The organism is Rossellomorea aquimaris, from assembly GCF_003315075.1.
In the GTDB taxonomy this organism is placed as follows: Bacteria; Bacillota; Bacilli; order Bacillales; family Bacillaceae_B; genus Rossellomorea; species Rossellomorea aquimaris_C.
The window spans coordinates 33,138-57,354 of the sequence record NZ_QNRJ01000001.1 but is presented as its reverse complement, the minus strand read 5'-3'; the positions used below and the strand labels follow the sequence as shown (position 1 = coordinate 57,354).

General features: G+C 43.6%; 26 protein-coding genes and 1 other annotated feature. Of the genes, 10 read left to right on the top strand and 16 right to left on the bottom strand.

Going from position 1 to position 24,217, the window contains the following annotated elements; translation table 11 throughout:
* Nucleotides 1–4 precede the first annotated feature (4 nt).
* Both DET59_RS00255 and DET59_RS00250 read right to left on the bottom strand, forming a co-directional pair.
* Nucleotides 5–697: a CoA transferase subunit A gene (locus DET59_RS00255; RefSeq protein WP_098353600.1), complete on the bottom strand. Its 693-nt coding sequence runs from the start codon at nucleotides 695–697 to the stop codon at nucleotides 5–7.
* A 35-nt stretch (nucleotides 698–732) separates the two neighbouring features.
* Entirely contained in the window at nucleotides 733–1,920 is a 1,188-nt protein-coding gene (locus DET59_RS00250; protein WP_113967584.1) for an acetyl-CoA C-acetyltransferase, read from the bottom strand.
* A 173-nt stretch (nucleotides 1,921–2,093) separates the two neighbouring features.
* Between DET59_RS00250 and DET59_RS00245 the strand changes: the two genes are divergently transcribed.
* The 4 genes from DET59_RS00245 (at nucleotide 2,094) to DET59_RS00235 (ending at nucleotide 5,144) form a co-directional block, all read left to right on the top strand.
* On the top strand, nucleotides 2,094–2,996 hold the full coding sequence (locus DET59_RS00245) for a hydroxymethylglutaryl-CoA lyase (RefSeq protein ID WP_113967583.1): 903 nt from the start codon (nucleotides 2,094–2,096) through the stop codon (nucleotides 2,994–2,996).
* A 58-nt stretch (nucleotides 2,997–3,054) separates the two neighbouring features.
* Nucleotides 3,055–3,186 carry a hypothetical protein gene (locus tag DET59_RS21905; RefSeq protein ID WP_258549516.1) on the top strand — a complete coding sequence of 44 codons (132 nt, stop codon included), beginning with the start codon at nucleotides 3,055–3,057 and terminating at the stop codon, nucleotides 3,184–3,186.
* Between the two features lie 129 nt (nucleotides 3,187–3,315).
* Nucleotides 3,316–4,242 (top strand): alpha/beta hydrolase, encoded by a 927-nt coding sequence (locus DET59_RS00240; RefSeq protein WP_113967581.1) that lies wholly within the window; start codon nucleotides 3,316–3,318, stop codon nucleotides 4,240–4,242.
* Between the two features lie 23 nt (nucleotides 4,243–4,265).
* Nucleotides 4,266–5,144, top strand: coding sequence for an aminoglycoside phosphotransferase family protein (locus DET59_RS00235; RefSeq protein WP_142675552.1), 879 nt, complete (start codon nucleotides 4,266–4,268; stop codon nucleotides 5,142–5,144).
* A gap of 108 nt (nucleotides 5,145–5,252) precedes the next feature.
* Here the strand turns inward: DET59_RS00235 and DET59_RS00230 are convergent, their stop codons facing one another.
* A complete protein-coding gene (locus DET59_RS00230) occupies nucleotides 5,253–5,585 on the bottom strand; it encodes an iron-sulfur cluster biosynthesis family protein (RefSeq protein ID WP_113967578.1) in 333 nt (110 codons plus the stop codon).
* A gap of 131 nt (nucleotides 5,586–5,716) precedes the next feature.
* On the opposite strand from DET59_RS00230, the gene DET59_RS00225 reads away from it, so the two are divergent.
* On the top strand, nucleotides 5,717–5,932 hold the full coding sequence (locus DET59_RS00225; RefSeq protein ID WP_113967576.1) for a CDGSH iron-sulfur domain-containing protein: 216 nt from the start codon (nucleotides 5,717–5,719) through the stop codon (nucleotides 5,930–5,932).
* A 54-nt stretch (nucleotides 5,933–5,986) separates the two neighbouring features.
* On the opposite strand, the gene DET59_RS00220 is transcribed toward DET59_RS00225, so the two are convergent.
* From DET59_RS00220 to DET59_RS00190, 7 genes are all read right to left on the bottom strand, one after another.
* Entirely contained in the window at nucleotides 5,987–6,319 is a 333-nt protein-coding gene (locus tag DET59_RS00220; protein ID WP_113967574.1) for a YolD-like family protein, read from the bottom strand.
* Nucleotides 6,320–6,344: 25 nt separating this feature from the next.
* Entirely contained in the window at nucleotides 6,345–7,607 is a 1,263-nt protein-coding gene (locus DET59_RS00215; protein WP_113967573.1) for a Y-family DNA polymerase, read from the bottom strand.
* Nucleotides 7,608–7,972: 365 nt separating this feature from the next.
* Complete coding sequence (locus DET59_RS00210; protein ID WP_113967571.1) at nucleotides 7,973–8,758, bottom strand: glucose-1-dehydrogenase; 786 nt, start codon at nucleotides 8,756–8,758, stop codon at nucleotides 7,973–7,975.
* Between the two features lie 12 nt (nucleotides 8,759–8,770).
* Nucleotides 8,771–9,622 carry a GRP family sugar transporter gene (locus tag DET59_RS00205; RefSeq protein WP_113968009.1) on the bottom strand — a complete coding sequence of 284 codons (852 nt, stop codon included), beginning with the start codon at nucleotides 9,620–9,622 and terminating at the stop codon, nucleotides 8,771–8,773.
* A gap of 254 nt (nucleotides 9,623–9,876) precedes the next feature.
* Nucleotides 9,877–10,401, bottom strand: coding sequence for a DUF3221 domain-containing protein (locus DET59_RS00200; protein WP_113967569.1), 525 nt, complete (start codon nucleotides 10,399–10,401; stop codon nucleotides 9,877–9,879).
* 49 nt (nucleotides 10,402–10,450) lie between these two features.
* On the bottom strand, nucleotides 10,451–11,245 hold the full coding sequence (locus tag DET59_RS00195; RefSeq protein WP_113967567.1) for an SDR family NAD(P)-dependent oxidoreductase: 795 nt from the start codon (nucleotides 11,243–11,245) through the stop codon (nucleotides 10,451–10,453).
* A gap of 16 nt (nucleotides 11,246–11,261) precedes the next feature.
* Nucleotides 11,262–12,221 carry an MBL fold metallo-hydrolase gene (locus DET59_RS00190; RefSeq protein ID WP_113967563.1) on the bottom strand — a complete coding sequence of 320 codons (960 nt, stop codon included), beginning with the start codon at nucleotides 12,219–12,221 and terminating at the stop codon, nucleotides 11,262–11,264.
* A 249-nt stretch (nucleotides 12,222–12,470) separates the two neighbouring features.
* Nucleotides 12,471–12,693, top strand: a binding site (T-box leader).
* A gap of 51 nt (nucleotides 12,694–12,744) precedes the next feature.
* Between DET59_RS00190 and proC the strand changes: the two genes are divergently transcribed.
* The 3 genes from proC to namA all read left to right on the top strand — a co-directional run bounded on the left by proC (nucleotide 12,745) and on the right by namA (nucleotide 15,904).
* Nucleotides 12,745–13,563: a pyrroline-5-carboxylate reductase gene (gene proC / locus DET59_RS00185; protein ID WP_113967561.1), complete on the top strand. Its 819-nt coding sequence runs from the start codon at nucleotides 12,745–12,747 to the stop codon at nucleotides 13,561–13,563.
* Nucleotides 13,564–13,636: 73 nt separating this feature from the next.
* Nucleotides 13,637–14,788: a glycosyltransferase gene (locus DET59_RS00180; RefSeq protein WP_113968008.1), complete on the top strand. Its 1,152-nt coding sequence runs from the start codon at nucleotides 13,637–13,639 to the stop codon at nucleotides 14,786–14,788.
* 99 nt (nucleotides 14,789–14,887) lie between these two features.
* Complete coding sequence (gene namA, locus DET59_RS00175) at nucleotides 14,888–15,904, top strand: NADPH dehydrogenase NamA (protein WP_113967559.1); 1,017 nt, start codon at nucleotides 14,888–14,890, stop codon at nucleotides 15,902–15,904.
* A 61-nt stretch (nucleotides 15,905–15,965) separates the two neighbouring features.
* Here namA and DET59_RS00170 read toward each other — a convergent pair whose 3' ends face one another.
* The 3 genes from DET59_RS00170 to rnz are packed head-to-tail and all read right to left on the bottom strand — an operon-like array spanning nucleotide 15,966 to nucleotide 18,224.
* Nucleotides 15,966–16,721, bottom strand: coding sequence for a GNAT family N-acetyltransferase (locus DET59_RS00170; RefSeq protein ID WP_113967557.1), 756 nt, complete (start codon nucleotides 16,719–16,721; stop codon nucleotides 15,966–15,968).
* A gap of 26 nt (nucleotides 16,722–16,747) precedes the next feature.
* A complete protein-coding gene (locus tag DET59_RS00165; protein ID WP_113967556.1) occupies nucleotides 16,748–17,287 on the bottom strand; it encodes a histidine phosphatase family protein in 540 nt (179 codons plus the stop codon).
* Nucleotides 17,288–17,297: 10 nt separating this feature from the next.
* Nucleotides 17,298–18,224, bottom strand: coding sequence for a ribonuclease Z (gene rnz / locus DET59_RS00160; RefSeq protein WP_113967554.1), 927 nt, complete (start codon nucleotides 18,222–18,224; stop codon nucleotides 17,298–17,300).
* A gap of 313 nt (nucleotides 18,225–18,537) precedes the next feature.
* On the opposite strand from rnz, the gene zwf reads away from it, so the two are divergent.
* Together zwf and DET59_RS00150 are read left to right on the top strand one after the other, a co-directional pair.
* Nucleotides 18,538–20,040 carry a glucose-6-phosphate dehydrogenase gene (gene zwf / locus DET59_RS00155; protein WP_397540904.1) on the top strand — a complete coding sequence of 501 codons (1,503 nt, stop codon included), beginning with the start codon at nucleotides 18,538–18,540 and terminating at the stop codon, nucleotides 20,038–20,040.
* 16 nt (nucleotides 20,041–20,056) lie between these two features.
* A complete protein-coding gene (locus DET59_RS00150) occupies nucleotides 20,057–20,677 on the top strand; it encodes a cyclase family protein (protein WP_113967551.1) in 621 nt (206 codons plus the stop codon).
* A 172-nt stretch (nucleotides 20,678–20,849) separates the two neighbouring features.
* On the opposite strand, the gene DET59_RS00145 is transcribed toward DET59_RS00150, so the two are convergent.
* The 3 genes from DET59_RS00145 to gndA form a co-directional block, all read right to left on the bottom strand.
* Nucleotides 20,850–21,329 (bottom strand): GNAT family N-acetyltransferase, encoded by a 480-nt coding sequence (locus tag DET59_RS00145; RefSeq protein WP_181778005.1) that lies wholly within the window; start codon nucleotides 21,327–21,329, stop codon nucleotides 20,850–20,852.
* A 75-nt stretch (nucleotides 21,330–21,404) separates the two neighbouring features.
* Entirely contained in the window at nucleotides 21,405–22,424 is a 1,020-nt protein-coding gene (locus tag DET59_RS00140; protein ID WP_113967547.1) for a serine hydrolase domain-containing protein, read from the bottom strand.
* A 352-nt stretch (nucleotides 22,425–22,776) separates the two neighbouring features.
* Nucleotides 22,777–24,183: an NADP-dependent phosphogluconate dehydrogenase gene (gndA, locus tag DET59_RS00135; RefSeq protein ID WP_113967546.1), complete on the bottom strand. Its 1,407-nt coding sequence runs from the start codon at nucleotides 24,181–24,183 to the stop codon at nucleotides 22,777–22,779.
* Between the last annotated feature and the right edge of the window lie 34 nt (nucleotides 24,184–24,217).

Genomic DNA, 24,217 nt, shown 5'->3' with positions numbered 1-24,217 from the left:
CCTTCTATGCTTGCTTCACTGTTCTTCTTTCAATGCGTTTTTCCTGGTCTGCTTGAATCAGTCGCTGCACGTAGATGCTCGGGGTATGCACTTCATTCGGATTGATCTCTCCGATTTCAACAAGCTCTTCTACTTCGGCAATCGTCACTTTTCCTGCAGCCGCGATCATCGGGTTAAAGTTTTGAGCCGTTTTGTTGTAGATCAGATTCCCCATCTTATCGGCCTTCCACGCTCGAACAAGGGAAAAGTCTGCCGTATAGGCCTCTTCCAGCAAGTATTCTTTTCCATTAAATGTGCGTGTTTCTTTTCCTTCGGCTACCGGTGTCCCGACTCCTGCCGGCGTATAGAAGGCAGGAATCCCTGCTCCCCCGGCACGGATCTTCTCTGCAAGCGTACCTTGAGGAACCAATTCCACTTCCAGTTCCCCAGATAATACCTGTCTTTCAAATTCTTTGTTTTCCCCGACATAGGAGCCTATCATTTTATCAATCTGCTTATTTTTCAATAATAAACCTAAGCCCCAGTCGTCTACCCCACAGTTATTGGAGATGACGGTCAGGTTTTTCACACCTTTTTCTACAAGGGCAAGAATGAGTTTTTCAGGAATCCCGCACAGGCCGAATCCTCCAACCATTAAAGTGGCGCCATCGTGGATGTCTGCCACCGCTTCGTCATATGAAGTGTATACTTCTTTCATTGTATTCCCTCCTTGAATCTGGATCTTTCCATTCCTTACTTATGAAGTTCAACGACTGTCGCTACTCCCTGGCCGCCACCGATACAAAGGGTAGCCAATCCGTTTTGAACGCCTCTTTTCTTCATTTCATGAATCAGGGTCACCAGGATCCGTGTTCCGCTGGCTCCAATCGGGTGACCTAATGCAATGGCTCCGCCGTTTACGTTAAGAGTATCCTTTTTGAATTGAAGTTCTTTATCCACCGCTAATGATTGGGCAGCAAATGCTTCATTGGCTTCAATTAATTCCATATCTTCAATCGTCAGCTTTGTTTTTTCCAATACTTTTTTAACGGCAGCAACAGGGCCGATCCCCATAACGCTTGGATCAACACCGGCATTGGCGTTCCCTTTAATCGTGACTAGAGGTGTGATGCCCAGTTCGTCGGCTTTCTTCTTCGACATGACGACAACGGCAGCGGCTCCATCATTGATGCCCGATGCGTTTCCAGCTGTTACAGTGCCTTCCTTTTTGAAGGCTGCGCGAAGGCCGGAAAGTTTCTCGGCAGTCGACCCTTTACGGGGAAATTCATCCTGGTTGAATACAACAGGCTCCCCTTTTCGCACGGGGATATGTACCGGGACGATTTCATCTTCAAATCGGCCGGATTCAATCGCAGCAGCTGCCTTTTGCTGGCTCCAGGCCGCAAATTCGTCCTGTTCTTCACGTGTAAGTGAATAGCGGTCGCAAAGATTTTCTGCCGTTACGCCCATATGATAATCATTAAAGGCACACCATAAGCCGTCGGAAATCATGCTGTCGACTACTTTCTGGTCTCCCATTTTGTATCCTTCTCTTGCTCCTTTTAGTAAATATGGAGCCTGACTCATATTTTCCATTCCACCTGCAACGATGATATCCGCATCCCCAGCAAGGATGGCCTGCGTTGCCAGATGGACCGTTTTTAATCCTGATCCACACACTTTGTTAATGGTCATGGCAGGCACATGCTCAGGGAGTCCCGCTTTGATGGATGCTTGGCGAGCCGGATTTTGACCTAATCCTGCCTGCAGTACATTCCCCATGATCACTTCATCTACATCACTTGCATTTAAACCAGCCTTCTCCAGGGCATCTTTAATGACAATCGCTCCAAGTTCCGGAGCTGAAATGCCTTTTAATGATCCGTTAAAGCTTCCGATGGCTGTGCGCACTGCGCTCACAATGACGACTTCATTCGACATCTTTCTTCCTCCCTTTCTCTTCTGACTGATTGGTTTGCCTATGACTAACCTTTAAAAACAGTTCCACTTTAACTCATTCTATGTAAGCGGTTAAATTCCTCTAAATTCGTCAAAAAATTTTTATATTGATTTATATGTCGAAATTTTCTTAAAATGAAAGAGGGAGGGAAATTATGAATTTACCTAAAAAAGCAACGATTATTGAAGTAGGTCCGAGAGACGGATTACAAAATGAGAAGAACTTTGTTCAGACTGATGTAAAAAAAGAGTTTATCCTTCGACTGAAGCAATCGGGGATCAGGGAAATGGAGCTGACTTCGTTTGTATCTCCCAAATGGGTACCCCAGATGAAGGATGCGAGTGATATTGTTGACTCCTGCATGACGATTGATTCAAGAGATATCGTTCTCGCCCCCAATAAAAGGGGAATCGAGCGGTTATATGATACGGGCTGTCGATCAGTGGCCGTATTTGTAGGGGTAAGCAATACGTTTAATCAGAAAAACATTAATAAAACGACAGATGAAGCTCTTGAAGGCTTGGCCCCTCTGATTTCAGAGTTAAAAGAGCGGGGTTACTTCGTGAGAGCTTGTATCTCCACCGCTTTCTACTGCCCATATGAAGGGAAGGTCTTACCAGAGGATACCCTTTCTCTTTGTCGGGAATTTGTTTCATTGGGCGTGGATGAATTGAGCGTCGCCGATACGATAGGAAGAGCTAATCCATCTGAAGCCTATCATCTCTTTGCGTTACTGAAACAGGAATTGCCCCACACATTACTGACAGCGCATTTCCATGACACCCGTAAGATGGCACTTGCTAATATCCTTGCGTCGCTTCAAGCGGGAGTTGACCGCTTTGACACTTCTGCCGGTGGACTTGGAGGCTGTCCTTTCGCCCCTGGTGCAACAGGGAATGTAGCGACTGAAGATGTCGTGTATATGTTAGAAGAAATGGGAATCTCCACAGGAATTGATTTAGGGAAGCTGGCTCATGCCATCGAGCTGGTGAAGCCCCATGTCAGCCGCCCCATTGAAAGCGGTTACTACCGTCTGTATGAATTGAATCAATCATGAATACCTTCCTTCTCCTTCGAGCATTCTAAAGTAGATAATACTTGAAGGAGATGAGTTCATGAGTCAAAAACGCGATAAAGGCTTCAGCCAAAAGGGCAAACCTAACTCAGACACGGTTTCTAACCCGATGGCTAAGGAAGAACTTGAAAAAGCCATTCATCCTACTAAAGGTCAAAATGCTAAATCATAAGTACCCATTCATGAAAGTGTCTCTTCTTAAGGGACACTTTTTCTTTGTATTCCCCTATTCAAAAATTCCTCTTTTTTCCTCCTTTTGCTACAATATGAGTAAGAATGATATTGCTTTGAGGTGATGAAGATGAGAAAAAAACTTGCCATCCTTGGCGGTACCCTTTCGTCCATAGGTCTGCTTGGGATTTATATTACGAATCGTTTTATGTATTTACCGAAAAAAGGGGATGACTTTATCCGGTCTCGTGAAACAGAATCGACCAGGCTGATAGAAGAGGATTATGACTCACTTCCTAAAGAAGAGGTGCTGATCCCTTCCCAATACGGATATGGCATTAAAGCGATTTTCGTGAAGCCTCACCCCCACAAAAAATTCATGATCTTTTCCCACGGTGTGACAGAAAACAAATGGAATTCGATCAAGTATATGAACCTTTTCATCAAACAGGGTTTCAATGCCGTGATTTATGACCACAGGCGTCATGGGGAGTCCGGCGGGAAGACGACAAGTTACGGATATTTTGAAAAGTATGATTTAAAGGCTGTTGTGGATGAGTTGATCCATCGGGAAGGCGAGGATGTTTTCTTCGGAATTCACGGGGAGTCCATGGGTGCAGCTACTCTGCTTTTATATGCAGGCAGTTTGGAAGATCGGGCAGATTTTTATATTGCCGATTGCCCTTTTTCCGACTTTGGTGAACAGCTCGCCTATCGTATGAGTGTAGAAGTGAAAATGCCGGCAAAATTTCTCCTTCCCCTCGTAGGCGGCACACTAAAACTGCGACAAGGGTACACATTAAAGGATTTATCACCTATATCGGTTGTTCAAAACATCCGAAAACCCGTGTTATTTATCCACAGCACAAATGATGACTTTATCCTGCCTCAAATGACGAAGGATTTATTTGAAAAAAAACAGGGACCCAAAGAGCTGTTTCTCGATTTCCGGGGCACTCATGCTCAATCGTATAATGACAACCCTGAGGAATATGAACACGTGATTCAACGGTTTCTTCATCAATTTGTATTAAATGAAAGGGATGATGTCTCTTGATTCCAACTGATTTCAGGTCAAAAATGCAAACCATGTACGGCAAATCGGGTGAAGAATGGATTTCAACCGTGGAAGAGCTCATGGTGATTTTGGAAGAAAGGCTGTGCTTAACCTATGGCGAGCCCTTTTCATTAAGCTACAATTTTGTGATTCCTGTCCGAATGGATCATGAACGGGATGCGGTTCTAAAGATCGGGTACCCGAACAACGACTTCTCAAATGAGTTTCATGCTCTTCAAGATTTTCAAGGAAGGGGCATGGTGGAAGTCCTCGATTTCAATAAGGAGGAGGGATGGATCCTTTTAGATCGCCTGTCACCGGGAATCTCCCTTCACTCCGTTGAGGATGAAGAAGAGGTCCTGCAGGTGTTCGCCCATGTGGCTCACCGTTTATGGCATAAACCTGTCAGCCATCATCCCTACCCTACCGTTCATTCCTGGTCAAAAGGAATTGGGCGCCTGCGGGAAAGATTCAATGGAGGAAGTGGGCCCATACCTGCAGATCTCGTCTTACAAGCTGAAAACCTTTTTCCTGAGTTGCTCAGTACTTCCACCGATTTCTTTCTTCTGCACGGTGATCTGCATCACGGGAATATTCTATTCTCTAAATCCTCCGGCTGGACGGCCATTGATCCCAAGGGTCTGATCGGTGAGAGAGAATATGACTGCATTCAGTTTACATTAAATGAATGGAGTAAATGGGATGTTCCAATAGAGCTGCTTCGATACAGAATTAAAACAATGGCCTCTCTACTCTCCCTCTCTTATGAACGGTTGATTCGTTATGGGTTCTGTCATTCGGTTTTATCTGCGTGCTGGTCTGTAGAGGACGGGATGGACGGGTGGGAGACAGGGGTTTCAGTGGCCCGGTTGTTTGAGGAATTGGAGAATGAACTAGATTAGTATCTATAGAACCATTTACCGCCGCAACATCCATCACGATACATAAATGGCTTTATATTTATAAAAAGCCTCGGATCCCGGATGTACTCAGATCTGAGGCTTTTATGTTTACTCCCCCGGAAACATCAGAAAGTTCATTCTTCCATTTATGATCTGCCCGGGGCTTTTTAATTGAAACGTGTTACTTTGGGAAGAAAAATCAATTTTCAGGTCTTCATCAAGAAACACCACTTTAGATTTTTCTACCAGGATCGGATAGCTGTTGGTTTCAATCGTTATATCTTCCCCTTCTTCAGGTTCATGTACAAACCATAAAGTAGGAATTCCACTTACGACACAGCCACACCCCTCTGTATCATACTTTAATTTCAGGTATCCGGTTTGATTATCTATTTTACCTTGAATCCTTTGAGTTGCTTCATTCGTTAATTCAATCTTCATTCTACGACCTCCCTTACTCCACCATATTATCACATTTCATTTGTTTCCTTTAGAATATTGCATTTTTCCTGTTTTCAATTTACTATCGATAAGGGGGATTCTTTTGTATTTTATAGAAAGGGTGGTTTTTCATGGCAAAAGCTCAAATTAAAGTGAATGATAATGGTTCTTTTCGTGTAAGCGGGGACGTGGAACTGATTGATGCTGACGGAAATGTATTTCCAACGAAACAGGTGTTTACTCTTTGCCGCTGTGGTTTATCTACAAACATGCCGTTTTGTGACGCATCCCATAAAGGAAAATTCGAATCATGTGTGCGGGCAGAAAAAGTATTGGACGAAGAGTAAATGGAATGAAAAGAGAGACTTCACCCTGGTGAAGTCTCTCTTTTCATTGGGCTGTCAATCGAAAAAGCGAATGTCCACAATGCATGCAAGTGGAATATAGTGTACGTCTTCGAACCTGTCTACGACGTGCAACTTTCCATCCAGTGAGTCGACATGGTGAATGATTCCAATCGATAATTGATGACGGTGCTTTACATAGTGAGTAATCGACACCATTCTACCAAACTCCATCGCCTCTGCGACGACTTCATTCATCCTGTCCAGTTCCTGCTCGTCAAGTTCGATCCTCTTCTCGTGCGTATCTTCCTTGGCCCAATCCCTCAGTAATTTCACATGCTCCGGCAGCATCATGGATGTCCACTTGATTCTTCCCCGATCACGGATCAATCCTCTCACCTCCTATATTTATTTGTTACGATTTATGTCCGCCCACCAGGCGGGCACGATGCCTTGCTGTTCCCGCTTCTGTATAGGATACGGCGCGGAGCAGGGCGGCTGATCCATACTTGTTTCGGATCCGATCCACTACATACCCGAGTTCCCGTTTTTCCCAACGGTCAGGTTCGAATAGGGAAACCTGCAGCGCGGCGTCCTCTACAATATTGGAAAGGGCGATGTTGATTTTCCGTACGGTTTTCCCATTGTAGTTCTCTTCGAATAATTCCAGGCACACCCGGTACAGGTCCATGGTGATATTGGTCGGTTCCTCTATCGTCCTTGACCGTCGGAATCCTCCACCGAATTCTTCGTGACTGTAACCGACACCAAAGCTGACCGTCCTTCCCGCCTTTCGATGGGTACGGGCACGTCTGGCGACTTCTTCACACATTTCTAAAATGACTCGTTTGATTTCCTCTTTCTCCTTATAATCGCGCAGCAGGATCTGCCCCTTGCCGAAACTGATTTGACCATCCATGATCGGTGCTCCTATTTCAGATAAATCAACTCCCCATGCGTGGTAATAGAGCTGATTGCCCATAACGCCAAACTTGGCCTCCAACTTCTCCAGGTCATACTGCGCCAATTGCCCGACAGAGAAAATGCCCATACGATTGAGCGTTTTTTCTAACCGTCCGCCAATCCCCCACATTTCACGTAAAGGTGATAACGGCCACAGTTTTTCCGGAACGTCTTCATAGGTCCATTCGGCAATCCCCCCTTTTTTTGCTTCGAGATCCAGGCACAGCTTAGACAACAGCATATTGGGACCGATGCCTATGGCGCAGGGAAGTTGAAACTCCCTTTCCATATCATCCTTGATTTTACCCGCGATGGTCGTGGCATCCCCCCAAAGATTCGTCGCTCCATCAATCTTAATAAAACTTTCGTCCACACTATACGTATGAATGGCATCTTTCGGTACGTAGCGATGGAATAACCGGGTCAACTCAGTCGAGATCCTGACATACGTAGCCATTTTCGGTTCTACAAGCCGGATACGCGGGTCCTTTGGGATTTCAAACATCCGCGAGCCCGTTTTGATCCCAAAGTCCTTCTTCAGCCTGGGGGATGCCGCTAAAACAATACTTCCTTGGCGGTCCCTATCCCCTACTACGGCCAAATGGCATTCAAGGGGATCGAGACCCAGCATGACAGCCGAACAGCTAGCATAAAAGCTCTTCATATCGATGCACAGAATCTTATGGTGTGGCAGCACACTGTAATCGACAGTCATATATTCGTCCTCCATTTTACCTAAAATAGAACAAACGTTCTTATATAGTATAGTTATGATTCTATACGAATATACGTTCCCTTTCAACTAAAATTAATGGAAATAGAGAGAATAACAAGAAAAGCGGAAGGGGCTCGCCCTGGGGCGACAAGCATAAGGCGAGTAACCCGAAAAGGTGCTCTTTGCCTTTTTGGGTTACTTGGCTTATGACCTCGAGCCCCAAGCCCCTGGAGCTGGACAAAAGAAAAGCGGAGGCGGCTTGGGAAGGCGGATCATCACTATAGTGGATTAAGAATGCTTATACCCATAACACAATAAAAAGAGCCAACATCACATTATGATGTTGGCCACTCCTGGTACATACATCAGCCTCTCCCGGCTTGGAATCCTGGATATTTCGTCATGCCCCCATCAGCGATGAGGGTGGTCCCTGTAACATAACTTGCCTGCTCTGAAGCCAAAAAGGCTGCACAGGAAGCGATTTGCTCCGGTTCTCCGATATAGCCCATCGGAATGAGCTTTTCCACTCCCTTTTTCTTTTCGGGATCGGAAAATTTCTCGGCATTAATGGGAGTATCAATGGCCCCGGGAGCAATATTGTTGACCCGGATCCCATCGGGTGCGAATTCCAATGCAAGACTTTCCATTAATAATTTCACCCCACCCTTGCTGGCTGCATAGTGAGCAAAGTGAGGCCACGGTATGATTTCATGAACGGAAGAAACGTTGATGATCGACCCTTTGATATTATGATCAAGCATGTATTTCGCTGCTTCGCGGCACCCGAGAAAGGTCCCCGTCAGATTTGTGTTGATGACTCTCTGCCAATCTTCGAGTGAAAGATTCTCAGAGGGTACCTCATTCTCGATTCCTGCGTTGTTCACATAGATATCAAGGCGACCATATGTATCATGGGCCAATTTAACAAAGCCCTGAACATCTGCTTCTTTTGACACATCACCTTGAATGATGGAGGCTGTTCCCCCTGCTTCTTCGATTTCCCTTACTAGTTCTTCAGGATTTTCTTCTTCTTTGAAATAATTAATGACCACTTTACAGCCTTCACTGGCAAATCTTTTGGCAATCGCCTTTCCTATTCCAGTAGCAGCTCCGGTTATAACGACAACCTTCCCTGTTAGATCTGAATACATATCCATTCCTCCTTAATCTTTCGTAAAGCCTAATAGAACACCGCCTATAATGATAAGAACACACCCTGCAATGACGAGAAGGATCTGCTTCCTGGATTTCTTTTCACCTAAGAAAAACAAACCTCCAAGGGTAGAAATGACGATCCCTGTTTGAGATAGGGAGAAGCTCGTTGCCACCCCGATGCGTGGAAGCGCAAGCAGCAACCCTAAATTCCCCGATGCCCACATCAGACCGGTTAAGATATTTCTCACCGTATATTTTGTAAAGGGCTTATGCCTGAACGTAATGACAACCGCCCCGATAAACATTCCAATCGCCTGTGGCAAAATCGCTTCCCATCCGTCAATATCAAACCATCTTAAAATGACGACATAGGCTATGTATCCGCAACTGGATAGCAATAAAGTGAGTAGACCCTTTTTTAGTTGAGACTTGTCATCTCCCTCGGATTTTTGTGTGAATGATGTTAGCACCACACCAATAATCAGTGCTAAAACGGCTCCGCTACCGAGGAGGATCGTTTCTGTCGTTTTCCATTCCTTAAACACTAAAACGCCAAAGAGAGTCGTTCCGATCAGCTGCATTCCCGTTGAAATCGGGACGGTTTTCGCAACTCCGATGAACTTCACACTCGCTAATTGATTGACTTGACCGACTGCCCAGAAAACGCCGGAGATGAAGCCGATTCCCCACACAAATAACGTCAATTCGGGGGATTTGATGAAGAATACGCCAACCGCAAACAATAATGATCCAATGGTGATCCCAACCGTTTGACTGTAGGCATTCCCTCCAAGTTTTACACTTACAAACACAAGACTTCCCCATGCTACTGCGGGGATCAGGGCTAAAAGAATCCCTATCATACATCCACATCCTTTTCCCAACAATAATCATAGTTTTCCACTGAAACGAACATTCTAGCCATTCATGAAAGAAAACAACTATTTTTTCCACTCTCTGATGCATACCCTCATTTTGTCCCGTATAATCTCAAAGTGAGATGGAAATATGGATAGACGGTGGATCATGAAGATGATTGACAGGAAATTTCAATTCTATGAAATAGATGACAAAGGAGGAAGCATTGGTTTATAAACCAATGCTTCCTCCTTTGTCATTTTGTAGAGGTATGTATGGGCACAATCACCCGGTCATTGTCCACATTCACAATGACGTGTACATCTCTGTTAATGGAGAGATCTTTGAATCGTATTGAATATAGGCCTGTAGGATTTTTTTCGATGGATTGTATAACGACTTGTGAAAATCGAGGGTCTTTCATGACTAATTTAACGGCGCCTTCTTCGGTTTTGCTTTGTTGATCTGTCAGAAAAACCAATTGATCTGCAGAAGCTCTGCGCGGGAATGACTCCTGGAGCTTACCGTCAAATGTCACATCTATTTTTTCACCAACTTCAATATCTTTTTTTTGCAGTTTTTTATCCTTGTCTGTCTTCATGACGGTTTGATCACTGAATGAAAACCAAACATCATTAATAAGCACTTGATTATCTTCAAGCTGGGTAACAAAGCCTATGAAATTTGTGCCCTCTTGTGATGAATTTACAGATGTTGCAGGCCCGCAACCGGTAAATAGAAAACAGAAACAAATGATCAGAACAGTCAAACACTTCTTCATAGACTCCCCCCTTATTAGATTAGACGAATGAGAGCATGATTTAGTTTCACTATTTTTTGAAGAAAAGGTTATTTCCTACTTTTTCGACAAAAGATGGGAATAATTGATAGATGACACTTCCCATATTCATCCATCGCGGCAGATTGATTTCTCTCCTATTGGTAAAAAGGGCTTCTACGACTTTTTGAGCGACATGTGCCGGATCAAGCATAAACTTTTCTACATTCTTCACATACGTCCCGGATTCATCGGCAATGGAGAAAAAGTCTGTGGCGATCGGCCCGGGATTCACCGCAGTCACCGTCACACCGTACCTTTTCGCTTCCATCCTTAAACTGTTCGTATATCCCAGTACAGCATGCTTAGAGGCAGAGTACGCACTCGACTTTGGCGAAGCGAACTTACCTGCCTGAGAGGCAATGTTGATGATATGACCGGAACCTTGTTGACGCATATAAGGAAGGACTTCTCCCGTACATGCCATAAGTCCAAGAACATTCACGTCCATCATTCCCTTTACATCCTGGAATGATGTTTCATGTGCTTCCTGAAATATTCCATAGCCTGCGTTATTGATCAAGGCATGAATCGCTCCAAAGTCCTTCAGGATGGTGTTGAAGGTGCGTGGGATTTCGTCGTAATCCGTTACATTTAACGGGTACACTTCCACCTTACAATGGTATTCGGTTATGAGCTTTTCTTTTAATGCTTCAAGCAGATGGACGCGACGCGCAATCAAGGCGAGATTACCGCCGCTTTCCGCTACTTTTATGGCCATTTGTTCCCCGATTCCTCCAGAGGCACCGGTAATGACAATGGTTTTTCCTTTTATTCTACTGTTCATGTCTCGTCCCATCTTTCTAGGCAAAATAATAATAGATTCCTTCGTGCGATTCTTTCTTTATGTAGTGAAGTGATTCAAGATAATCCAATTGTCCGATTGTTTCAGACAGTGTCAGGCCCAGTTCCTTTTGATAGACGGAAGGAAATAGTGTCTTACAGATGTCGAATACGGTCAGACGGTTACCTTTGATCATTTCGAGTACCCCGCGTGCTCTTTCATCCTGTTTCCCTAATCTCCTGGGAATTAATCCATGAACATCCGTAATATTGTCCCCATGACCTGTATAGGCAAGGGAAATGGGAATAGACAATAACTTTTTCAAAGACTCATTGTATTGAAGCAATGGCTTTGAACGTTCCGGCTCCCCTTCAAAAGGAGGTTCAATGAGTGGGTTAGGAGAAATATTCGCGAGTATATGATCTCCGGCTATCAGAACACCATCACTCTCCCGGTAAAAGGATAAGTGACTCTGAGCATGCCCTAACGTTTCAATGATCGTCCAGTCTTCCATTCCGGGTATGACGTCCCCTTCCTTTATTTCAATATCCAGTTTTCGGTTCCCCATAAATTTCAAAGGACTCTTAAATTTATGAATTGCTCGAAGATACTCTTGAGGTAAACCAGATTCTATCGCCAATTGAAGGAAGAAGCGATCATACACTTCATGAAAATATTCGTTGCGATTCAGCCAAAACTTGTTATAGGGATGACCATATATTTTGACGGAGGAAGAAAACCGATCAAGGAGCCCCGCGTGATCGGGATGATGATGGGTCAGAACAATTTGTTCAATATCTTGAGGTGTATACCCCAAAAGGGATAATTGCTCGGTCAACTGTACCCAGGCTGTATCTGTAAGGGGCCCTGCGTCCACCAATGTCAAGGCGTCCCCTTTAACCAAATACACATTCACATCTCCAACGGCAAAAGGAGTTGATAGAGTAATTTTTGCCATATTATTCACTAAAGTTGTCATAAATTCACCACATTCTCCATAATAAAAGGGTAGGCAGCCAAAACGACATGCCCTCACCAATTCATTTCTTTGATGTTAACAAAAAATGAATGACCCTTCATTTAATAGTGTACATTTTTTCCAAACAAATGTCATTTTTAAAATGATTGAATATACTGAAATAATCACTTGACAGATAAGCTGTCTTTCTATGATAATCACCTATAATATACGTTTACCATTGAAAAGTCACCTTACATAATGATAAAAGAAAAAGCGATGATAAAGACTAGTAATGAATAGATGATGTTAGAGATCGGTGCCCACCGGCTGAAAGGCACCGTCATCCCCTCTATTTGTGAACCTGCCTTTTGAGCGTCTTAAAGCAGAACGTTTTTCCAGCGTTACATGGAAGTGAAGTGTGTTCGTTTCGTCCAGTGAGGAATGAACAAAACAAGGTGGTACCACGGAAGCAGACCCTTTCGTCCTTTATGGATGAGAGGGTCTGTTTTTTTTTCGGAAATTACGGAGGAGGAATGAACGAATGAAGACATTGTTTATTGGAGCAGGGTCGATGGCTTACGCTTTAATGAGTGGAGCTCTGAAAGCCGGGGTCCTGATGAATGAAAAAGTGCATGTTACCAATCGGGCCAACCAAGAGCGTTTAAACGAAATCGTGCACGAATTCGGTGTGCGTCATGTAGAACATGATTCACCATACGACGTCGTCATTCTGGCCATGAAACCAAAAGACTTTCATGAGGCAGCAGATTCTATCAGGACCCACCTTTCAAGGGATACGGTGGTCATTTCTGTATTAGCAGGGATCACCATGGAACATATTAGCGACAAACTTTCCTTTAACGGAGCCATTGCAAGAGCCATGCCCAATACCAGTGCGGCCATGGGAAAATCAGCTACGGCAGTATCGTTCAACCGGTACCTCTCTGACTCCCAGAAAGAATGGACGACAACATTATTCCAATCCGTAGGAACAGCAGTGGAAGTAGCGGAAGAACAATTAGACCTTATAACGGCTCTATCAGGCAGCGGACCTGCTTATATTTATTATGTAGCTGAATTACTTAAGAATGCGGCAGTAGAGTTAGGTCTGCAGGAGGAACTCGCTAAAAGCCTCGTTACCCAAACGATTGCAGGGGCAAGTGCAATGCTTGCAGAATCCGGTTTGGAAGCCCGGGAATTAAGGAGAAACGTGACCAGTCCAGGTGGAACGACAGAGGCGGGAATCACCACATTGGAAGATTACCAGGTTAGAGATGCCTTTTTCCAATGTGTCTCATCTGCGAAAAACCGTTCTGAAGTTCTTGGGAAGGAATTAAAAAAACAATCTGTGAAAAAATAAGGTGAAAACCCATCATCATTCGCAAATGTCAATTTCCATTGATACAATCAATGCAAAAAAGAAGGTCGGCACAATGATTTCCCTACTCATTCTACTTTACACTGTACTTGCGGTCTGGCTGGTTCTTACCATTGATGTGTGGAGGGGCTTATCAAAGCTCTCTTCCATTCAAGAATTTTCCTATACAGTTCAAGGGCCGCTCCTGTCTGTCATCGTACCGGCGAGAAACGAAGAAGACACGATAACAGACAGCATCCTGTCGCAGCTGAAACAGGACTATCACCAAATTGAATGGATCTTAGTCAATGATCGTTCAACAGATGGAACTCCTGAAAAGCTTGAAGCTTTGGCCGAATTGGATAAACGAATCAGCGTACTTCATATCGACTCACTGGAACAGGGATGGCTGGGAAAAAATAAGGCATTGTATAAAGGGTATCAAATGGCAAAAGGAGACCTGATCCTTTTCACCGATGCCGACATCATCTTTAAGGACCCCACCATCTTATCCAGAGCGGTGTCCTTTCTTCATTCACAGAAACTGGACCACGTTACACTGGCTCCTAATATTCGATCGGGATCCTTTTGGTTAAAGAGCTTTGTGGCTTTTTTCTTATTTGGTTTCTCTTTTTATAAAAGACCCTGGAAAGCGAACGATCCCTCCTCTAAGACAGGTATGGGCATTGGAGCCTTCAACCTCATCACCCGACCGGCTTATGAGGAAATCGGTACTCACGAAGCCATTAAGGATATGCCCGATGATGATCTGCAGCTGGGGGTTCAGATAAAGAAACACCATAAAAAACAATTTTTCCTCACGGCCCTTCAGCATCTGGAAGTGGAATGGTATCGATCCTTGAAAGAAGCCTTCAACGGATTGGAAAAAAATACATTTGCCGGCCTGCATTATTCCATGCTGCTCGTTGTGTTTGCCATGTTTGGAATCTTCTGCTCTACGGTACTCCCTTTCATCACGATTTTTTCAGCGTCACCTCCCATTCGAATCGTGAGTCTATTGATCATTTTATTCATTGGCATCACTTATTTCAAAGTCATAAAGCAGATGACGAATGAGTCTCCTCTTCTTTTTCTTGCATTACCTGTAACAGCCCTATTATTTATCTATTCCATTGGACGAGCTACGTTTTTAACCTTTAAACGAGGCGGAATCGAATGGCGTGGAACGGTTTATTCGTATAAGGAACTGAAGCAGAGAAGAAAGTAAAGCACATTTCTTTTCTAACAAAAAAGGTGTTGTTATAATTCATGTGTAGTACTATTTAGAAACCCGAAATAAATACCACGTCATGGAAGGTGATCAGAAATGAACGCAAAGCTATTTCAACCATATACGCTTAAAGATGTGGAACTGAAGAATCGAATTGTCATGGCACCTATGTGCATGTATTCTTCTCATAACGAAGACGGAAAAGTCGAGAACTGGCATCGTACTCATTATACAAGCCGTGCAGTGGGAGGCGTTGGGCTCATCATTCAGGAAGCTACAGCTGTCACGCCCCAAGGAAGAATCTCCCCTCAAGATTTAGGGATTTGGGATGACGGGCATATTGAAGGATTAAGAGAGTTAGTGGAGTTAATCAAAGAACAGGGTGCGAAGACAGGTATTCAACTTGCTCATGCAGGAAGAAAGGCCGTACTCGAAGGAGATATTCTTGCTCCATCTGCCATCCCGTTCAACGATGAGATGAAAACACCTGTAGAAATGACGGCGAATGATATTAAAGAGACGATCAATGCCTTCATCAAAGGAGCCGAAAGAGCGAAGAAAGCGGGCTTTGATGTGATTGAGATTCACGGGGCACATGGATATCTCATCAACGAATTCCTGTCCCCGCTTTCCAATAAACGTACGGACGAATACGGTGGATCTGCTGAGAACCGTTACCGCTTCCTTCGTGAAGTCATCGACGGAATTCAACAAGTATGGGACGGACCTCTCCTTGTTCGTGTTTCGGCCAAAGATTATAACCAAGATGGATTGGACGTTGAAGACTATGTGGTATTCGCCCAATGGATGAAGGAACAAGGAGTCGATCTGATCGATGTAAGCTCCGGTGCCGTCGTACCCGCGCGAATCCCGGTCTTCCCTGGTTATCAGGTGAAGCTTGCTGAAACCATTAAAAAAGAAGCGAAGATCGATACAGGTGCAGTCGGGCTGATTACGACAGGCATTCAGGCAGAAGAAATCCTACAAAACGACCGTGCCGACCTCGTCTTACTCGCTCGTGAATTACTTCGTGACCCATACTGGCCAAGGACGGCAGCCAAAGACCTGGGTGTAGAGATCGAAGCGCCTAAGCAGTATGATCGCGCCTGGTAAGGAATGTTTTGTCAGACTTAATAAGAGAGCTGCATGCCAACGGGCGTGCAGCTCTCTTATTTTATTCATACACTTTTTGGACTTCATACCTGAACCCTAAACAACGGTAGTTTTGTTTTTGATACATCAATCTCGGTGTGTCCTCTCCATCCGCTACCAGAATCACGGTTTTTTCTGGGAACTGTCTCATGACGAACTGTTGCAGCCTGCTGCCGATGCCCTTCTTTTGAAACGATTCATGAACCATCAGTCCATCGATTTCTGCTGTCCCGTCTTCAATGATCACATCCACGGATCCGGCCGGGGTCCCCTTATCGAAAGCGAGGAGCTGCATCAAACGGGGATTTTGAAAATTCCTCTTATGCATATCGACCTTTTGATTTGCGAAGGCTTCACCGTATTCAAGATCCTCCCTATATTGAAATGCCAGGTACGCATCCAATTCCCTGTCGGTCACCACTTTCACTTCAATATCAGGATTGTCTTCTATAGAAGGAAATTGACCAGGTTCTATACTGTATAGTTCATTAAATCCTGATTCATACCCTTCACGTTTAAAATAATCCATAAACTCATCTGTTGGTTTTGTATCCCGGGGAAAATAAAATTTCACATGCTTTTGCCCTTTTGATTGATGAAATTCTCTTAAAAAGTGAGCAGCCTCTTTAAATTCAGCCAGGGTTGGATGCTTTTTGAGTTCAAGAAAGTTACTATCATACCTTGTTAACATTTCTGGAAAATGAATATGTTTATAGAGATCATTCTCTCCTATTTCATGACCTGGATTATAAATATGGTCAAATGTGATTTCCTTCATTCTTACTCCCCTTTTCCTCTATGAACTTACTCCCAGATCCGTTGAACAATTGCCTCGTCTTCTTCGACTTTTACTACATAAACATCAGGATTGGAAAGTGCAAGCAGCTCATCATATCCGTATTTCTCATCAAATAATTTCAAAAGCAGCGTCGTTAAGTTTCCATGACTCACACACACCACATGATCTTCTTCTTTTTCTAATACGTTTTCTATAAAAGACCTTGCTCTCTCCATTGCCTGGTCATTCGATTCTCCACCAGGTAAAACAAGAGAAAAGTCATCAAAGCTATCCTTTAACTTTTCCATCCAATCAGGAAGCTCCCGATCACTTAATACTCTTTCTCCCAAGCGATCGTCTTCTTGAATCGTTAATCCGGTCTGTTTGGCAAATGGTGATATAGTATCTATGGTTCTTACAAAAGGACTGGAATAGATTGCCTCAATCGATCGGCTTTCCAGAAATGCAGCCAATTCGACCGCTTGCTGTTTCCCCACCTCCGTTAACGGAGAATGAAAAGGCTGCCCTTCGGCTTTCGCATGGCGCACCAAATAAATCGTCTTCATTTGCTTCCCCTCACTTCCTTACAGGTATTACGTACTCCATGAAATCTTTTGCGATATAGGATTCTGAAAAGACTTCCCTTGCTTCCCTTTCCAACTCTTCCCATGACTCTTTTGCATATCGGGAAGAAATATGGGTTAAAAACAGCAATTTAGCCCCTGCTTGTAAAGCTGTCTCTCCTGCTTGCTTTGTCGTCGAATGGAAATATTCACGGGCCATTTCCTCCTGATCCCGATTGAAGGTCGCTTCATGAATGAGTACATCTGCTGACCTTCCCAAATCGACAGCACTTGGACAAACCCTGGTGTCTCCAAGGACCGTGACAACCCGTCCTGGAATCGAAGGTCCAAGAAAATCCTCTCCATTGAGTTCAGTGCCGTCCTCCAGCTGAACAGCTTCACCTAATTTTAATTTCTTGTAGACGGGTCCCGGTTGAATACCTCTTTCCTGTAATTGATCAACTTGAAGGACACCCGGTTTATCCTTTTCCACCACACGGTATCCGAAGGTAGGAAGAGCATGATCCAGCCCCCTCGCCTCTACAATAAACCCTTCATCTTCAAAGACGGTCCCTTCTTCGATCTCGATCACTTCAAGGGGATATAGAAGATGCGTCCGGCTGACTGATAGAGACACGTGGATATACTCTTTGATTCCCTTGGGTCCATATACCGTAAGCTGGGACTCTCCACCTTGAAAGGAGCGGCTGCCTAATAATCCCGGCAGCCCGTATATATGATCCCCGTGTAAGTGGGTGATGAAAATCTTCTCTATTCTTCTCGGTTTCAAGCTAGTATGTAAAATTTGATGCTGCGTTGCTTCCCCACAATCAAAAAGCCAAACCGCACCGCGTTCTTCTAATAATTTCAAAGCAATACTGGTTACATTCCGGAGTTTAGCGGGTACTCCAGCCCCGGTTCCTAAAAATAATAGTTCCAACTTATTCACTCCTATGATGAGCCATACTGCCATTATTTTAGCACATCCAACGATTATTTACCTTTCTCTCCCATCGTCCATACCGCATTATCACCCCCTGAAACATAATTGAGTAATAAGAACGTGAATTAAAGCCAATATAATGACGTAGAGATTCTGCATAAAACGTTTTCATGTTTTTAATAAAAAAAGTCATCAGCATATAATTTGCTAATTGAACCATAAGTCTTTAAAATTAAGTAATTGTATAGGATATTAAATAAGAAGACATACATTAAATAAGCTAGCAACAAGATAAAGTGAGGTCATGACATTGAATAATTCAACTGCACCATCATCTCTCATTACGATTTTTGGAGCCACTGGTGATTTAGCAAAAAGAAAGCTTTATCCATCTCTTTATCACTTGTTCCGTAAAGGGAAAATTTCGAAGCGTTTTGCCGTTGTAGGGGTAGCACGCCGTGAATGGTCGAATGAAGAGTTCCAGGAACACGTCAAAACATCGGTACATAAAGCATTAGGCAGCAACGAAAACATAGATGAATTCGTCTCTCATTTCTACTATCAGCCGAATGATGTTTCAAACAGTGACTCATATAAAGCGTTGAAGAATCTTTCTGATGAACTGGATGAAACATATGAATTAGAAGGAAATCGCGTTTTCTACCTGGCGATGGCTCCTGAATTCTTCGGAACGATTACAGAGCAACTGAAGAATCAAGGTGTAACCGATACAAACGGTTTCCAACGACTGGTCATCGAAAAACCATTCGGTCACGACCTGCCTTCAGCCGAAAAACTGAACAGCCAAATCCGCGAATCGTTCTCTGAGGATCAAATTTATCGTATCGACCACTATCTTGGAAAAGAAATGGTTCAAAACATCGAAGTCATCCGCTTCGCCAATGCGATGTTTGAACCCCTATGGAACAACCGTTACATCTCCAATATCCAGGTCACTTCCTCTGAAGAGCTGGGTGTCGAAGATCGTGGACGCTATTACGAAAAGAGTGGGGCTCTTCGCGATATGGTTCAAAACCATCTGCTTCAAATGGTTGCGCTACTTGCCATGGAGCCTCCAATCAAATTGACGACAGACGAAATCCGTAGTGAAAAAGTCCGTGTATTACGATCCCTGCGTCCGTTTGAACATGAAGAAGTGAAAGATTATTTCGTGCGGGGTCAATATGGGCCTGGAACTTCCGGTAATCAGGATCTGCCAGGTTATCGCGAAGCAGAGAACGTGGATGATCAATCCAATACCGAAACGTATGTTGCCGGGAAACTGATGATCGATAACTTCCGTTGGGCCGGAGTTCCGTTCTACATCCGCACAGGAAAGAGAATGGAAACAAAGTCAACGAAAATCGTCATCCAATTCAAAGATATTCCAATGAATCTGTATTACAATCCGGACAAGCCACTGGCACCAAATTTATTAGTGATTCACATTCAGCCTGAAGAAGGAATCACCCTTCACTTAAACGTGAAAAAATCCGGACAAAACATTGAAACGACTCCTGTAAAACTAAACTTTGCCAACACCAGTGTAGACGGGATGAACACGCCGGAAGCATACGAAAAGCTTCTATTGGATTGCCTGCGCGGGGATGCAACCAACTTCACTCATTGGGATGAAGTGAAGTTATCCTGGGCATTCGTCGATAAGATTTCTGAAGTATGGGAACATACACGTGACGGAGAATTCCCGAACTACGCAGCAGGATCAATGGGTCCGAAAGCCGCCGACAACCTGCTGGCTAAAGATAGCTTCTACTGGTGGCCAATTGCGAATCTAGACGTAGACCAATGCTAAGGAAGGTGTGGAAACAATGAAAATTTATGATGTAACAGCCCCAATCTTTAACGGAATGCCGGTTTATAAGAACAAACCGGAAAAACAACCTACAATCGATACAAAAACGAATGGTCATGTAACAGAGTCCCGCATCTCAATGGATGTTCATACAGGAACACATGTTGATGCTCCCCTTCACATGATCAACGACGGTGAAACAATCGAAACGATCGATATCGAGCAGCTCGTTCGTCCCGTTAAAGTATTCGACCTAACAAAAGTGGATGAGAAAATCAGCCTCAAAGATATCGAAGGGTTAGAAATTGAAGAGAATGATTTCATCCTCTTTAAAACAAAAAATTCATGGGATACCGAATTCAACTTTGAATTCATCTATGTAGCAGAAGATGCAGCGGCGTACCTTGCAGACAAAAAAATCTCAGGGGTTGGAATCGATGCACTTGGTATCGAAAGAGCCCAGGAAGGACACCCTACTCATCGAAGTTTAATGGGAAGCGGAGTCATCATCATGGAGGGACTTCAACTGAAAGACGTTGAAGCCGGCCAATACTTCATGGTTGCCGCTCCACTAAAGATTGACAACACCGATGCATCACCTGCACGTGTGTTGTTGTTTGATGAATTGATCGGGTGATATCCGAAAACGACTCTCTAGAATACTAGGGAGTCGTTTTTTTGATTTGCTGAAAAATGCGCCTATTTTCTACTATGTGAAAATTTCAAATCCTCACTATAAGCTCAATCCTTAAATTCAAAAAAGAAGCTTCCCTTTAAAGAAAGCTCACTCTCGGTAATTTTCACGCGTCTTATCCATGTACCTTTATTTCCATTTTTCTCGCCTGTGTTTTCATTCCCATTGATTCGTAAAACTGAATAGCCGTACTATTAAATTCCCAAACACCAAGTTCCAGGCTCTCGGCCCCTATTTCCTTTGTAAATTCTACTGCTTTTGTAAACATTCGTTTTCCTAACCCTTTTTCTCTATATTTTTCGTTAACCCCAAAGTCTTCCATGAAAACATAATCTTTTTTTACCACGGTTTCCCGGTCAGGGCTTTCGTTTTTTCTTAAAAAAGTAAATGCGATGATGACATCTTTATGATCGATTACAAACACTCTCGCGTCATCGTTCATAATCAACCCCTTATAGTAATCCATGTCCAACGTATGTTCAGTCGCATTATATCGATCGGGTCTTCCTGAAACATGGAGATCGTGAACCTCTTTATGGATTGGTTTTATTTTTTCGTAATCGTCTAAGGTCGCTTCTCTTAAGACAAACTCCAATTTGATTCCCCCTTTTGTGTAGCTCAGTGTTCCCCTGTTCCTACTTCCCAATAAAATTTAAGACCATGCCTTTAATCAATCATTTATAAAAGCCCTGTACACGTCCCCAATGATCCCTTTTAATTGATGAACACCTAAGTCTGTATTGGTCATGATGACCAACCCCCTTTCCAGTTGAGGATAGGCCACCATCATACATTGAAAACCGACGCCCCACCCAAGCGATGATATTTCGATCCCCTTGTCGTTTTGATCCAGGAAAACCCCCAGTCCAGTCCATGCCTTACCACCTTGTGGATGGATCATTTCAGCTGCTTTACTGGACGAAATTTTGAGTTTGCTTTTCCCTTTTAACGCATGCACGAGTTCAACCACTACAAGGGATAGGTCTGTTGGGGTTGTCCACAGTCCGGAAGCGGCCGGATACGGATAAATTGGATATTTGTCATTCACTAATTCTCCATCATTAGCATGACCGCATGAGACATTTTGAAATAGAGGACTAAATGTACTATTTTTCATATGTAATGGCTGAAAAAGACGTTCCCTCATGACTTCCGAAAAAGGTTTCCCTGTAACATCTTCTATCAAAAGTTCAATGATACAAAAGCCTGCATCAGAATAATGAAAGTCGCTTTCAGGCTCATATTTCAATTCAATAGGGACCTTACAATAAGCGGTTTTGCCTTGTAACAACTCAACCATCGTCGGCGTTCCGAATTTCGGATCGAGTTCAATGAAGCTACCTTCAGGATCGACAACCCCCGACTGATGACTAAGTAGATTTCTTAAGGTAACGTTTCCATTATATCCATGTAGAGGGACCTTCCATGAAGTTAGCATTTTATTTACATCCTCATCTACATCCAGAATGCCTTGTTCCGTCAGGGTCATGACCAACATGGAGGTTAGAAATTTACTGATTGAACAGGCACTGAAAATCGAATCACTTTCCACCCGTTTATCCGTTCCTGCTTCGAGTAACCCGAAGCATTCTGTGCTGCTGATTCTGCCCCCCTCAATGACTGCCATGCTTAATCCCGTTACTCCATACTCTTTCATGCGCTTTTGTATGTTGATCATTTGTGGTTTCATCATAACCCCTCATCGTTCTATTAAAATATGTTCCGGCTCTAATAAACTCACCAACTAAAGTTGATGGAAACATCATTCATCGATCTCTTCCAGATCATATGAGTATTGTTTCTTGCTCTCTTCTTATTTCAATGGCGGGCACTGGAAATCAATCCTTGACTAACCAAAAGTTCATTCCTTTGATTTCTTTTTAAGCATTCTCCTTCCCTATCGTAATGCAATATTATGGTAACACATCCTAACTCTCGCATACGATAAAATTCTGATAATTTAATATCTTTTAATGTTCTCCATAGAATTTTCCAAAAATAAAAACCCCTCTCCTAAAAGGAAAGGGGCTATACTCATTCGATTATTTCATCCACTCAGTATGGAAAGTACCTTCTTTGTCCACTCGCTCATACGTATGGGCACCGAAGTAATCACGCTGAGCCTGGATCAGGTTTGCAGGCAGGGTTTCTGTACGGTAGCTATCGTAGTAAGACAGTGCCGCAGAGAAGCCGGGTACCGGTACACCATTTTGGACGGCTACGCTGATGACTTCGCGAAGTGCATATTGGTAACTTTCTACGATCTCTTTGAAATAAGGATCTAATAGAAGGTTTGAAAGATTTGATTCACGGTCGTAAGCTTCTTTGATCTTTTGCAGGAATTGAGCACGGATGATGCATCCTCCGCGGAAGATCATTGCGATATCCCCGTACTCGAGATCCCATTTGTACTCATCGGATGCAGAGCGCATTTGTGCGAATCCTTGAGCATACGAACAAATCTTGCTCATGTAAAGAGCTTTACGGATTGATTCAACCAACGCTTTTTTATCGCCTTGGAATGGTTTCGTGTCAGGCCCTTTCAGCATTTTGCTTGCTTTCACACGTTCATCTTTAATGGCTGAGATGAAACGGGCAAAGACAGACTCAGTGATGATCGGTAAGGAAACACCAAGGTCTAACGAACTCTGGCTTGTCCATTTTCCTGTACCCTTTTGTCCTGCTTTATCCAGGATGACATCGACCATCGGTTTTCCTGTCTCCTCATCTTTCTTCGTGAAGATATCTGCTGTGATTTCGATGAGATAGCTATCAAGCTCGCCTTTATTCCAGTCGGCAAACACTTCATGCAGTTCCTCGGCACTTAAGCCCAGGACATTTTTCATCAGGAAGTACGATTCTGCAATCAGCTGCATATCTCCGTACTCGATGCCGTTGTGCACCATTTTCACATAGTGACCCGCGCCATCAGGACCTATATACGTCGTACAAGGGTCTCCATCGACTTTAGCTGCAATATCTTTCAGGATAGGAGCGACAAGGTCGTACGCTTCCTTCTGTCCACCAGGCATGATGGAAGGACCAGTAAGAGCACCTTCTTCTCCACCGGAGACACCCGTTCCAATAAAGTGAATACCTAATTCGCTTAGTTCATGATTGCGGCGGCGCGTATCTTCGAAGAACGTATTTCCTCCGTCAATCAGAATGTCCCCTTTTTCCAGGAACGGCTTTAGTTGTTCAATGGTTGCATCAGTTGGATTTCCTGCCTTCACCATCAAGAGGATCTTTCTAGGCTTTTCTAGGGAATTAACGAATTCTTCAATCGTATATGTAGGAACGACATTCTTTCCTTTAGATTCACTGATCATTTCATCCGTTTTTTCACGGGAGCGATTATATACAGAAACAGAATACCCTCTGCTCTCAATATTCCAAGCTAAGTTTTTACCCATTACGGCTAAACCGATAACACCAATTTCTTGTGACATGAATTAACATCCTTTCATTTATAGAATACTGGTT

What these genes read in the sequence shown, in the direction of transcription:
- DET59_RS00170 (WP_113967557.1), bottom strand. Translation starts at nt 16,721, where the DNA reads ATGAAGGAAATCACATTTGACCATATTTATAATCCAGGTCATGAAATA.
- DET59_RS00240 (WP_113967581.1), top strand. Translation starts at nt 3,316, where the DNA reads ATGAGAAAAAAACTTGCCATCCTTGGCGGTACCCTTTCGTCCATAGGT.
- DET59_RS00200 (WP_113967569.1), bottom strand. Translation starts at nt 10,401, where the DNA reads ATGAAGAAGTGTTTGACTGTTCTGATCATTTGTTTCTGTTTTCTATTT.
- DET59_RS00255 (WP_098353600.1), bottom strand. Translation starts at nt 697, where the DNA reads ATGAAAGAAGTATACACTTCATATGACGAAGCGGTGGCAGACATCCAC.
- DET59_RS00250 (WP_113967584.1), bottom strand. Translation starts at nt 1,920, where the DNA reads ATGTCGAATGAAGTCGTCATTGTGAGCGCAGTGCGCACAGCCATCGGA.
- DET59_RS21905 (WP_258549516.1), top strand. Translation starts at nt 3,055, where the DNA reads ATGAGTCAAAAACGCGATAAAGGCTTCAGCCAAAAGGGCAAACCTAAC.
- DET59_RS00195 (WP_113967567.1), bottom strand. Translation starts at nt 11,245, where the DNA reads ATGAACAGTAGAATAAAAGGAAAAACCATTGTCATTACCGGTGCCTCT.
- DET59_RS00225 (WP_113967576.1), top strand. Translation starts at nt 5,717, where the DNA reads ATGGCAAAAGCTCAAATTAAAGTGAATGATAATGGTTCTTTTCGTGTA.
- DET59_RS00230 (WP_113967578.1), bottom strand. Translation starts at nt 5,585, where the DNA reads ATGAAGATTGAATTAACGAATGAAGCAACTCAAAGGATTCAAGGTAAA.
- DET59_RS00210 (WP_113967571.1), bottom strand. Translation starts at nt 8,758, where the DNA reads ATGTATTCAGATCTAACAGGGAAGGTTGTCGTTATAACCGGAGCTGCT.
- DET59_RS00150 (WP_113967551.1), top strand. Translation starts at nt 20,057, where the DNA reads ATGAAAATTTATGATGTAACAGCCCCAATCTTTAACGGAATGCCGGTT.
- DET59_RS00235 (WP_142675552.1), top strand. Translation starts at nt 4,266, where the DNA reads ATGCAAACCATGTACGGCAAATCGGGTGAAGAATGGATTTCAACCGTG.
- namA (WP_113967559.1), top strand. Translation starts at nt 14,888, where the DNA reads ATGAACGCAAAGCTATTTCAACCATATACGCTTAAAGATGTGGAACTG.
- DET59_RS00190 (WP_113967563.1), bottom strand. Translation starts at nt 12,221, where the DNA reads ATGACAACTTTAGTGAATAATATGGCAAAAATTACTCTATCAACTCCT.
- proC (WP_113967561.1), top strand. Translation starts at nt 12,745, where the DNA reads ATGAAGACATTGTTTATTGGAGCAGGGTCGATGGCTTACGCTTTAATG.
- gndA (WP_113967546.1), bottom strand. Translation starts at nt 24,183, where the DNA reads ATGTCACAAGAAATTGGTGTTATCGGTTTAGCCGTAATGGGTAAAAAC.
- DET59_RS00245 (WP_113967583.1), top strand. Translation starts at nt 2,094, where the DNA reads ATGAATTTACCTAAAAAAGCAACGATTATTGAAGTAGGTCCGAGAGAC.
- DET59_RS00180 (WP_113968008.1), top strand. Translation starts at nt 13,637, where the DNA reads ATGATTTCCCTACTCATTCTACTTTACACTGTACTTGCGGTCTGGCTG.
- DET59_RS00215 (WP_113967573.1), bottom strand. Translation starts at nt 7,607, where the DNA reads ATGACTGTCGATTACAGTGTGCTGCCACACCATAAGATTCTGTGCATC.
- DET59_RS00140 (WP_113967547.1), bottom strand. Translation starts at nt 22,424, where the DNA reads ATGAAACCACAAATGATCAACATACAAAAGCGCATGAAAGAGTATGGA.
- DET59_RS00165 (WP_113967556.1), bottom strand. Translation starts at nt 17,287, where the DNA reads ATGAAGACGATTTATTTGGTGCGCCATGCGAAAGCCGAAGGGCAGCCT.